Raw genomic sequence first — 12,246 nt, forward strand, 5'->3', positions numbered from 1 at the left:
AAAACATTGTACCGCAAAAGGGCTGTTACATGGCCTTTTATCTTTTACACAATTATATGGACTTTATCGTGATTTTTGGGCGATATATTATTAATCTTAGTTAGTCTATAATACACAAAATATATATTCTGTCAAAACAAAGACCTCTTAAAAGATTGGTATCTTCTAAGAGGCTCAGTATCGTGGGATATCATCGCATATCGCTCTTTCGATGGCGATTCAATAATCTCCCGTTAAGCGAATTCACTACTATTTAGTTATTATTTATTTTGTTGCGATGTGTTAGCTGACAATAACGTTCATACCAAATATCAATAAATTCTTGAGAGAATGGTCCGCGACCTTCGTCAATCCATCTCACTAACTCTTGTATTTGGTATTTGATAATGCGATCTATCTCATCTGAATAATGATACCGACGCCCATGTATTTCATATTCATCTAAATCCAATAAACGTTTCTCCCCATCTGGAAAAACTTTGATATCTAAATCATAATCAATATATTTCAAGGCTTCGTTATCCATCACATATGGTGAAGCTAAGTTACAGTAATATGTAACACCTCGTTTACGTAACATTGCGATGATATTGAACCAAAAATGCTTATGATAGTAGACGAGTGCAACTTCACGAGTAACCCATCTACGCCCATCTGATTCGACAACCAATGTATGATCATTACAACCAATAATTGATTGCTCACTCGTTTTTAAGACCATATTATCGCGCCATGTCCTGTGCAACGAACCATCGTGTTTATAACTTTTAATAGTGATGAATTCACCTTCTTTCGGTTGTTTCATCACTTAACCCACTTTCTATATTATATATTACGTTCCAGTCTATCGACTGTATGGTTATTCTCGATTATTATAACATAATACTTACACTTGTGTTACAAAATGATTTGAGTATTGACGTTTTATATAAAATAGTTGCTTTGATTTAAAATTTATCACTGTAGTCGCTGCTTTATTGATTGGTAATTTTGGTTTAGTGTGTTAATTTCCACTGTCACCTCATGACATGTCCTGTTAAACGTCTAATTTCCACTGTCACCACATGACACGTCCTGTTAAACTTCCAATTTGCCTTGTCACCTCATGACATGTCCTGATAGAGCTCCAATTCCCCTGGTCACCTCATGACAAGTCCTGTTAGACTTCCAATTCCCCTGGTCACCTCATGACAAGTCCCGTTAAACACCCAATTTCCCTTGTCACCAAATGACATGTCCCGTTAACCTTCCAATTTCCACTGTCACCTCATGACATGTCCTGTTAAACTCCTAATTCCCCTTGTCACCTCATAACAAGTCCTGTTAAACTTTCAATTTCCCTTGTCACCATATGACATGTCCTGATAGAGCTCCAATTCCCCTGGTCACCTCATGACAAGTCCCGTTAAACACCCAATTTCCCTTGTCCCCATATGACACGTCCCGCTAACCCAAAATCCCACGTTCCTCTCAAACCCAAATACTAAATTAACACTAAACCTGCACTCATCTATCCTCACGACACACCTCAACCAACACACCCATCAAAAAAACCTTACCAAATATGATTTCTCATACTCAGTAAGGTTTATTTTATTCCTCAGGCGAACGAGACGATTGCATTGTATAATACAAACCGCGTGCCTTCATTAAAGTATCGTGATTTCCTTGTTCAACGATGGAACCATCTTTCATAACTAATATCATGTCCGCATTCATGATGGTTGATAAGCGGTGAGCGATAATAAAACTCGTGCGCCCTCTCATCAAGCGATCAAATGCTTCTTGAATCAGAATTTCCGTTCTTGTATCAATCGACGATGTTGCTTCATCTAGAATTAACATTGTCGGAATTGAAACAAAAATTCGCGCGATAGATAATAATTGTTGTTGCCCCGTTGATAACCCAGCACCACCACTTGTTAAGACTGTGTCATACCCATCAGGTAACAATTCAATGAAGCGATGGGCGTGAGCTGCTTTGGCTGCTTTCACCACTTCTTCTCTAGATGCGTTTGGGTGACCATAGGCGATATTGTCGTGAATTGTTCCACCTTTTAGCCAAGTTTCTTGTAGCACCATCCCGAATTGCTTTCTAACAGATTCGCGAGTAAAGTCGGTAATCGGCTCATTATCAATTAAAATTTGTCCTTGATCTAAGTCATAGAAACGCATCAGTAAATTAATTAATGTTGATTTACCAGCGCCCGTAGGCCCAACAATTGCTACCGTATCACCTGCTTTAACTGATAAAGTTAAGTCAGTAATCAGCTCTTTATCTTTTGTATAACTGAACGAAGCACGATTAAAGTTTACTTTTCCATCGACATTACTTGAATCAATCAATCTATGTCCAGTTTCTACCTCTTCTGGCTGATCGATAATTGTATATAGTCGATCCGCACAAGCCAGAGCACTTTGAATTTCCGCGAGTACATTTGAAATATCGTTAAATGGCTTCGTATATTGGTTCGCATAATTTAAAAATGTCGTTAACTCTCCCACAGTAAACGTTCCATTCACAATTCGAACGGCTCCTAAAAATGTTAACGCTGCGTATATCAAAGCATTAATAAAACGCGTTCCTGGGTTAATTGTCGACGAGTAAAAGATTGCCCACTTGGACTTTTCACTATAATCAGCATTTAGCTTAGTAAAAGTCTCCGTCGCTTCTGCTTGCGAATTAAACAATCTAACAATATCTGCTTGTTGAATATTTTCCTCGATAAAATCCGCTTGTTCCCCACGTGCCTTCGTTTGTTGGCGGAAAAGTGAGTAGCTTTTCTTAGCAATAAAGCGTGAGATGAATAATGAAATTGGTGTTAATACAACAACAAGAATCATCATAGTTAAATCTAGTTGAGCCATCGTAAAGATAGTGATGAATATCGTTAAAATACCAATAAAGAATTGGTTGAAAATCATAATCAACCCGTCACCTAATTGCTCGGTATCTGTTGTAACACGACTCACTAAATCTCCGGTACTGCGTTGGTCTATATAATTTAATGTCAACGAGTGAACCTTTTCAAGTACTCGATTACGAAGTGATTCAATCACTTCATACGTAATCTTGTTAAATAAAATCGGGTTAATCCACTGAACAACAGCATTGAGTCCAATCACAATCCCCATATTCATTAGCGTTGGTAATAAGACATCAAAGTTTACTTGCCCTTCACCTATGGTCTGATTAACGGCTTGACCGATTAAAATTGGGAGGTAAACCGTCAGTCCAACTTGGATAACTGTTGAAATCAATGATAGAACAACAAGTAATTTATGTCCTGATAAATCAGAGAATAATCGCTTCAAGATACTTGCACTGCTTTTATTAGTGTTCTCCATTATCCGCTACCTCCTTAACATTTTGCGATTGGTAAATCTCTTGGTATACAGGGTTGTTTGCCAGTAATTCATCATGGCTGGCATAACCGATTTGTCTTCCTTCTTCTAAGACCACGATATTATTAGCTTGTTGTAAACTATGTGTTCTTTGAGAAATCATAATAATCGTACGGTCATTATATTTTTCTTTCAATGTTTTTTGAAAATTCGCTTCAGTGACATAATCCAACGCACTCGTTGAATCATCAAAGATTAATAACGATGACGGTTTAATTAATGCTCGTGCTATTGTTAGACGTTGTCTTTGACCACCAGAGAAATTACGTCCGAAAGTAGCAACTTCTTTGTCTAATCCTTCTGGATATGAACGGACAAAATCCAATGCTTGCGCATCTTCTAGCGCTTGCCACATCATCTCTTCCGTCGCTTCAGGATTTCCTAATAATAAGTTACTACGAATTGTTCCTTTAAATAATGCAACATTACTTGGAACAACACTGATATTCTCTCTTAGGTCACGCCTTGAATCTGTATTAAAGTAATCTTCTTGGAAGAAGACGCCACCTTCTTGGGCATCGTAAGTTTTTGTAATTAATTGAAGTAAGGTTGATTTACCTGATCCAGTACTTCCGATAATCCCGACAAAATCGCCTTCTTTAATTGAGAAGTCAATATTTGATAGTGATGGCTTCGTTGCATTCGGATATGTAAAAGTCACATCTTGGAAACTTAAAACGGTATGCTTCTCTTCATTTTGCTGGCTATTATTCTCAAAGACTTCAGTTTCAAGTGATTGCTCAAAGACAGTTACTACACGTTTCGCACTTGAGTATGCTCGGTTTAATTGCGTAATAACAAACGCAATCTTCACTAATTCCACTAAGATAGCTAATAAATAATTTACTAATGCGACAAGCTGACCTTGGGTCAAAGAACCAGAATTAATAAAATTCCCACCTTGCCAAAGGACGATAATTAAAGCTACGTTCACCACAATATATGTTAATGGATTGGTGAAGGCGTTAATAAAACCTACTCGAATTTGGTCGGTAGTGACGTTTTTATTTTGAGCTTTAAATTCATTCACTTCTCGGTCTTTTTGTTGAAATGCGCGGATCACACGCATTCCCTTCATTTGTTCTTGAGTTAATGTCACTAATAAATCAAATTGCTCTCGGATTTGTGTATAAAAAGGATTTGCAAAATAAATAATGGCACCAACGACAACAAATAAAATGGCAATCATAGCTAAAAATATCAGTGTCATTCGTCCATCAATTTGTGCGGCCATAATTAAAGATCCAAACACAATAAAAGGTGAACGAAGGAATAAGCGGAAAAATGTATTCAATCCACTTTGTATTTGGAACGTATCACTCGTTAATCGAGTGACGATACTCCCGGGAGAAATCGTTCCATACACTTCTTTTGGTAATTGTAAAACAAATTCAAATAAATCATTGGTTAAATTTTCTGCAAAACCTACAGCTGCCCTTGCTGATAGAAATTGTGCTGTAATTGAAAAGGTTAGCCCAGCTGCAGCAATTCCAAACATCACCAAAATATATTTGATAATATTTGCTACATCTCCAGTTGGGATGGCAACGTCAATAATTAATGCTACAATCATTGGGACTAGCAATTCTAAAACTGCTTCGACTAACTTCATTAAAGGTCCGAAGATACTACTAAGCCTGTAGCCTTCAAAATATCTAAATAATCTACTCATATTATTCCTCTACTTTTTCTTTATTCTCGATCGGATACGATACTATTAAACAATTTTTGTTGTAAAGTTGATACTGGTAGGGTTTCTAGCGCTTGAATGCTTACCCATTTGAAATCTTCCTCACTCAAATCCGCTGTCCCATCTAGTAAAAACGGAATCACTTGTACTTGCCAAATCCGATGTGAGAATACATGCTTCACTTTGGCAAATGTTGGTAGAAGTTCAAAGCCTTCTTCTTCCTCCAATATCAATGATCGGTCTAGCTTCAATTCGCCGACATCAATGCTCTCATCTAAATGGTCTACTAAAGGTTCTATCAATTCCGAACTCGTAGCGCCTTCCATAACTACATTCACTTCAACCATTGGGAAATGCCACAGACCCGTTAAAAGTTCTTTATCATTATGTTTGCGCATTAACCATTCACCTTTTTGATTCCTTATCGCATAAGCGATTCGGTGGTGTTTGGTTGCTTTTGTTTTCTTTTTCTTTACTGGGTATAGATGACTCGTATTATTCTGATAAGATTGATCAAATTCTTTGATTGGACTATCTTCAGGTTGGTAATTTGTTGGTGTCATAATGGTGGCACCAATATCCATCAGAGCTTGGTTAAAGTCCCCTGGCCTTTCCGGATCAATTAACTGATATAAGATTCCAGTGAATTCATTTTTCGTCTTATTTAAAGTGATATCACGGTCTATTTCAAATAAGCGAGCTACAATCCGCATTAAGTTACCATCTAACGCTGGTTCTGGAAGATTAAACGCAATACTACCAATTGCACCGGCAGTATATGGACCGATACCTTTCAAAGAAAGCAAGCCTTCCAACGTATTAGGCATCTCACCGTTAAAGTCAGCCATCACTTGTTGAGCTGCAAATTGCATATTACGAACACGTGAATAATAGCCTAAACCTTGCCAGAGACCCATTAATTCAGACTCTTCCACTTCGGCTAAATCTTTAATTGTGGGGAGTTCTTTAATAAACCGTTCGTAATATGGAATAACTGTATTAACTTGTGTTTGTTGCAACATAATCTCACTAACCCAAATATAGTAAGGGTTCTTCGTTTGTCGCCAAGGTAAGTCTCTTTTGTTCGCATCATACCAATCTAATAATTGAGTTCGGAATGCTTTTATCTTTTTTTCATTCCAATTGATTAGATACTGTTCGATTAACTTTTGTCTTTTGTTCGTCATTTAATCCACTTTCTATTCATTCATTTCGGCTTCGTTATCTTCAAGCCAAATTTTAATCATTTCATAGTCAAAGCCTTTACTAAGTAGACTTTGAATCATCTTTTGTTTTAAATCATAGCCGCTAAATCGGCGTTGATGTTTTCTTAAATACTTGTCTGCTTCTTTTTCTAACATATCTGCTTGATCATCTTCAGCATCATCAAAGGTTAATTCACTCATATGTTGATTCACTAAATCTTTGTCAAAGCCTTTGGTGAGTAGATGAGTATACAATTTATTACGCATCATTTTGGGTGGCAATGATTTTTTTGTTCGGATGAATTTATCAATGAGTGTTTGGATATTCTCGCTTTGTTCTTCTTCTGGGTACTCGTCCATTGCATCTAGAATTGTCATTTCATTGATCCCCTTTTTGACTTTCAATTCATTTTGAATAATGTTTGGTCCCTTAGATTTTAGTGTGTAATTTGTTCGGACATAGCTTTTTGCATATTCCAAATCATTTAAATAGCCTTGTCGAATTAGGCGATCCAAGGTATTCTCAATCACTTCTTCTGAAGGTGCAATTGAATCCTCTTCTTTTTCTTTTTTATCTCTTTGCTTATGTAAATAGTCGCGCATTTCTTTGATCGATCGCATTCCGTAAGATAAATAATTAATCGCAGCAGAGTATAATTTATGATCATTCTCTGCTGATTTAATCTTATCTAATAAGTTTTGATCCACTTCTTGGTCTTTACGCAAAGCGTATTCGATTAGAATTTCTTGATCGACACCAATAAAAAACTCGTCATCAACGAAGATTGAATAACGATTTGCTTGTTTCTGTTGTTGTGCAATTTTTGTGATTTTCATACGTCTTACCTCACTCTACTTTCTTTTATTCGATAAGGTATATTGGTACTCATACATAAATGGGTTTGTTTCAATAAATTTATAAATAAATTCGAGTTGAGTTTTAATCGAATATTTATGTAGTTCCATTTCCATTGAATAATTGTGGAGTACTTTTTGAAAGTTTGTACATTCTCTATCATATTTAAAATATAATTGATATAATGGCTTGTCCTTATCATCAATGGATATGTAAATTGTATTGGCATCCTTGCATTCAAAGGCAAATACTAAATATATATATAACATTGTCATGAAATCACTCCTTATTAAAATTTAATTATATTTAAATAGTGATTACTCAATTACTATGTTACCATATTTTGGATGTCTCTTAACGAATTACTTAACAAAAGGTGGGTGATATCTTTATGAGAAAGAAACATAAAAAAATAGTTGAAGTAGCAACAACAGCAGGTAGAATTATGCTAGAGTCTCATGCTGAAAGTTATCGAGTTGAGGATACGGTTCGACGTATTCTTCAAACTAGTGGGCTTTCTAACACGGAAGTCATCACAAATACGACAGGTCTATATGTTACTTTAGATGATTCAGATCCTGAAATCGAAGGTATTACGTTAGTCCGTCGAATAACAGACCGTAGTAACCAATTAAATAAGATTTACCGAGTAAATAATATTTCACGTCAACTGACAAGTGGTCAAATTACGATTGATGAAGCAGCTGAACGTCTCGAGGTGGTAGATGATTCAGATTACACGGTATTTAGTAAAGATTTGGCAACAGTTATCTTAGTAGTTGCCTTTGTTGTTCTTTTAGGTGGAGGTTTTTGGGATAGTGTCTTTTCAATCTTTACTGGCTTACTTGTAGCTTATTCACGTATTTTAAAAGACTTATTCCATTTGAATGGCTTTATTTATGGCGTAGCATCAACCTTAGTGACTGCATTTTTAACCAATGTAATTGCTTCAGTTGTTCCACTTGATATATCAACTGATGTTATTATCATTGCTGGTTTAATGCCTCTATATCCGGGGACTGCTGTGACCAATGGCCTTCGGGATATGTTGAAAGGAGATTATATCTCTGGTGTCGCTCGTGTCGCTGACGCGATTGTTATTGCACTGAGTTTAGCAATTGGAGTCGCAATTGGCCTTTACTTTTACGGGGAGGTTACATCATGGTTGGTATAATTATCCAAGTTATCGGGGCATATGTAGCCACAATCACAGCTGCCATTACGCTTGAAGCACCTAGATCACTCATCTTTAAGACGGGTTATGCGGGAGCAATCGGCTACCTTGTATATCTTCTATTGGCAAACCCAATGGGTGTTGCTTTAGCAACATTTTTTGCTTGTAGTGTTGTATCATTAATTGGCCAATTCTTTGCGCGTCGTTTTAAAGCACCGGTAACCATCTTTTATATCCCAGCCTTTTACCCATTTGTGCCTGGGTCTGCGATTTATCAGACAGCTCTTTACTTTATTCAAGGAGACTATGATCTAAGTAATTATTATCTCATACAAACTCTTTCAATCGCTGGAGCGATTGCTTTAGGTGTATTTTTTACAGATTCAATCTTAGAGATATACATGCATGTTCAATTCAAAATGTTAAACATGAGAAAATAAGCAAAAATGCGTCAGAATTCGATTTGGAATTCCGACGTTTTTCTTATGTTTACTTTATTTCTTGAAAATGACTGCGCTTAAACCAGCTAATTTAATTTGTGTTGAAGATAACATTTCAATGCCTTGTGGTTGCATTAAAGGTTCAGTATCAACCCGATTCTGATCGGCAATCACTTGCGCCAATTCAACTTCTTCCGGTAATGTGAACGTACGACTACGTTTGTTTCCATTAATCACTATAATATACTCGTCCCCTTGAGTTCCTCTCACTTTATAAGCAATCGCAACGTCACGTTCACGAATTTCTGGAACATTTAATAGTTGAACATTTGTATCAATGAGTTCTTTATCCGCCAATCTAAAGGCATCTGTTGAATGACGGAGTTGAATTAAGCCGCGCATATGCTCCATCGTTGTATTCTCAATTGAGTAACCATTCACTCCTCTAACTTTTTCCCATTCAAACTTGTTAATCGCATCGGACGAGTCATAAGAGTCATGAATAAAGTATGGATATTCAATCGGGTCTCCATTATTATTAGTAAAGTAAGTAGAATTATCTGGAATATCGCCCCACTCATCTACCATGGTTTTAAATTCTGGGTGCTTAAATTGTTTGGTACGACCGTATTCTTGACCGGCATGAATAAATGCTATCCCTTGAGATGTTAATACTATTAAGTTTCCAAGGCGAATCCGTTGATGGATTTCTTCCGTATGGAGCATTGGATCTTTATTAATAGATTGGGCAATAACATCGTGTAAAGTTAAGTTATCATGTGCTTCAATATATTGGACGACATCACCTGGTTGGTCCGCTTCGAAATTATGCGGTTGCCCTTTAATATTATCGAAAATCTTCTGCACATTTCGGCGCCCACCAGTAATAAAGCGTGGCTTCCCTTCACTTTGGAAACCAGATTTTAACTCGTCTCGGATTTCGTCTGAGAATGAGCCAACAGCTTCTGTATCTGACATCCATAATTGATTCGCTGCTTGAACGTCCTCAGCACCTTCATCTCCAACGTACGTAATCCAACCTTCACCGATCATTAAGATATTTGGATTAATTTTGACCGTTTCATCATAAGCTAATTGAACTGTTTCTGCATCTAAATCTCCCATCATATCAAATCTGAAGCCATCAACTTTAAATTCTTCAACTAAGTACTTTAATGAGTCAACAATTAAGCGACGAGTCATATAGTGGGTACTTCCTAAACGTCCGCCACCAAAGTTAGTTCTTGATGTACCATCTGAATCCATAAAATGATAATACTCAGGTTCTAAATCTTCAAGAATATGGAGTTCTGCAGTGTGATTATACACGACGTCCAGTGTCACTGCCATTCCCCTTTTGTGGATTTCATTCACAAGTTCTTTAAACTCTTTAATCCGGGATGATGGGTCTTCTGGGTTAATCGAATACATCCCTGTTAAAGCGAAATAATGCATGGGGTCATAGCCCCAGTTATAGTTCGTCCAGGCCGATTTATATTCTAAGAAGCGCTCACCGGTCTCGTATTCATTCGCATGATAATAACTTAAGACAGGTAATAACTGCACATGCGTGACCCCAAGGGATTGAATATAGTCCAAGCGTTCTGTCATCGCTTCAAACGTTCCGAAGCGGTGGTGTAGTTCATCCTTTATTGATGGATCTGATGTAAAGTCCCGCACGTGAACTTCGTAAATCACTGCATCTTCTCTTCGTTTGTAGTTTTCAACTTTAGCAAAATCTAATTTTTGTCCAATGTTCTCTGGTGCAACAATCGCGGCTTTGGCGATATACGATGCTTCGTCGTGGCTATTCCAAGTACCCAGTGATTTAGCGTAAGGGTCTAAAGCTAAGACTGTCTTATCCTCACGGTTAATTTGGTAATGATAACAATAATTATTGAAATTATCGATACCAGTCACTGTTTCTTGATTCAATGTCACTTCCCACAAACCTTTGTCATATGAGTTCATTTCCACTACTGCGACTTGTTTTTCTTGATTGTCTTTATCATACAATAATACTTGGACAGATTTAGCGCTCGGTGACCATAATCTTAATACAGCTGTCCCATCAGAATTTAATACAGGTCCGAGTGGTCCATCATATGCAAATTGTTCATCTTTCTCTTTCCAAGTGAGATTTGTTGTCAATCTTTCTGTCATAAACTTCCTCCTACATTGTGTTTAATATCAAAAAAGCCAGATAATATTGAAGGATCTAATTAGCGATCGTCCTCAACACTATCTGACTGTGAGTTCATTCTATATTAAATAGATACGATGTTTTTATCTTCGCCGTTAATATATGCCATTACATTGTCAAAGGCAATTTGAGCACGAAGGACCATTGCTTCATCAGTTAAGTAACCAACATGTGGTGTTAACAATGCATTTTTTGCATGAAGTAATGGATAATCGTTTGGAATTGGTGGCTCCATGTCAAAGACATCAATGCCTGCACCAGCGATTTTTCCTTCATTTAAAGCATTTGCTAAAGCTTCATTATCAATAATCGGTCCTCTAGCTACATTAATTAAGATAGCTGATTCTTTCATATTATCCAGCTCTCTTTTACCGATTGTGTGCTTAGTATCTTCAGTCATTGGAAGATGGATTGAGATAATATCACTTTCTTTAATCAGTGTATCTAAGCTTACATATTCAACACCCGCATCAATCGCTTCTTGTTTCTCTGAGCGGTTATACCCTAAGACTTTAGCTCCGAAAGCTTTGAATAGTTTTGCTGTATGAATTCCAATTGTCCCGGTACCAATAATACCGACTGTTTTTCCATGAATTTCTTGTCCTTGAATTAATCCTGGAAAATCGTCGCCTTTACGGACATCTAAGTCTCCTTGTTTCACTTCACGTAAAACATTCAGAGCTAAACCAATAGATAATTCTGCGACTGCTTGAGTAGCATAACCCGATGCATTTGCGATTTTAATGCCTTTTTCTTTAGCACTAGCGTTATCTACATGGTCTACCCCTGTAAAAGCAACATCGATAAATTTAGTTTTGTCTAATTTCTCAATCACTTCTTTAGGATACGGATTGTTGGCAATAATCACCACTTCAGAGTCTTTACTACGCTCATATAATTCATCTGGATCTGTTGTTTTTGTTTCATGATAGACAAACCCATGGCCTAAATCTTTTAATGGCTGTGCCAATTCTTCAATGTATTCCTTTGGTACACGTAATGGTTCTAATAAGCTAATTTTCATAATATCCTCCAATAATTCAATATTTATAGTTTAAATGATTTAAGGTAACGCTTGCAAGTATTATTAACAAAATAAAAAATAATCTTCTTAAATACAACTTGCCTGACTCAATGTATAATAGATTATAGTATTAATATAGCATGAATATGAATGGAATGAGTAAGATATGCCTTTTGATTTTTGATTTGTCAATTTAAGCTAGAAATAATTTAACTCTGATACATTCTCAATAAAGACCTCCAACGGCGT

Annotated in this window: 9 protein-coding genes; 2 read left to right on the forward strand and 7 right to left on the reverse strand. The window is 36.6% G+C overall.

Annotation, left to right across the window (positions count from 1 at the left end; translation table 11 throughout):
• Window positions 1–253: 253 nt before the first annotated feature.
• The 5 genes from ACFO5Y_RS05280 to recX all read right to left on the reverse strand — a co-directional run bounded on the left by ACFO5Y_RS05280 (window position 254) and on the right by recX (window position 7,137).
• Window positions 254–805 carry a DUF402 domain-containing protein gene (locus ACFO5Y_RS05280; protein WP_138405463.1) on the reverse strand — a complete coding sequence of 184 codons (552 nt, stop codon included), beginning with the start codon at window positions 803–805 and terminating at the stop codon, window positions 254–256.
• Between the two features lie 788 nt (window positions 806–1,593).
• Window positions 1,594–3,348, reverse strand: coding sequence for an ABC transporter ATP-binding protein (locus tag ACFO5Y_RS05285; RefSeq protein WP_197105284.1), 1,755 nt, complete (start codon window positions 3,346–3,348; stop codon window positions 1,594–1,596).
• Window positions 3,335–5,077 (reverse strand): ABC transporter ATP-binding protein, encoded by a 1,743-nt coding sequence (locus tag ACFO5Y_RS05290; RefSeq protein ID WP_197105283.1) that lies wholly within the window; start codon window positions 5,075–5,077, stop codon window positions 3,335–3,337. Before ACFO5Y_RS05290 ends, ACFO5Y_RS05285 begins: the two co-directional genes overlap by 14 nt.
• Before the next feature lie 20 nt (window positions 5,078–5,097).
• Window positions 5,098–6,282, reverse strand: a complete 1,185-nt coding sequence (mutY, locus tag ACFO5Y_RS05295) for an A/G-specific adenine glycosylase (RefSeq protein ID WP_197105282.1) — start codon at window positions 6,280–6,282, stop codon at window positions 5,098–5,100.
• 12 nt (window positions 6,283–6,294) lie between these two features.
• On the reverse strand, window positions 6,295–7,137 hold the full coding sequence (recX, locus tag ACFO5Y_RS05300; protein ID WP_138404983.1) for a recombination regulator RecX: 843 nt from the start codon (window positions 7,135–7,137) through the stop codon (window positions 6,295–6,297).
• A 410-nt stretch (window positions 7,138–7,547) separates the two neighbouring features.
• On the opposite strand from recX, the gene ACFO5Y_RS05305 reads away from it, so the two are divergent.
• Window positions 7,548–8,330, forward strand: a complete 783-nt coding sequence (locus tag ACFO5Y_RS05305; RefSeq protein WP_197105281.1) for a threonine/serine exporter family protein — start codon at window positions 7,548–7,550, stop codon at window positions 8,328–8,330.
• The gene (locus ACFO5Y_RS05310; RefSeq protein WP_197105280.1) at window positions 8,318–8,770 is read left to right on the forward strand and encodes a threonine/serine exporter family protein; all 453 of its coding nucleotides are present in this window, start codon (window positions 8,318–8,320) and stop codon (window positions 8,768–8,770) included. Before ACFO5Y_RS05305 ends, ACFO5Y_RS05310 begins: the two co-directional genes overlap by 13 nt.
• A 54-nt stretch (window positions 8,771–8,824) precedes the next feature.
• Here the strand turns inward: ACFO5Y_RS05310 and ACFO5Y_RS05315 are convergent, their stop codons facing one another.
• Both ACFO5Y_RS05315 and ACFO5Y_RS05320 read right to left on the reverse strand, forming a co-directional pair.
• Entirely contained in the window at window positions 8,825–10,933 is a 2,109-nt protein-coding gene (locus ACFO5Y_RS05315; RefSeq protein WP_197105279.1) for a pullulanase, read from the reverse strand.
• Window positions 10,934–11,037: 104 nt separating this feature from the next.
• On the reverse strand, window positions 11,038–11,997 hold the full coding sequence (locus tag ACFO5Y_RS05320) for an NAD(P)-dependent oxidoreductase (RefSeq protein WP_197105278.1): 960 nt from the start codon (window positions 11,995–11,997) through the stop codon (window positions 11,038–11,040).
• Between the last annotated feature and the right edge of the window lie 249 nt (window positions 11,998–12,246).

The organism is Ruoffia tabacinasalis (assembly GCF_042652985.1).
GTDB lineage: Bacteria > Bacillota > Bacilli > Lactobacillales > Aerococcaceae > Ruoffia > Ruoffia tabacinasalis.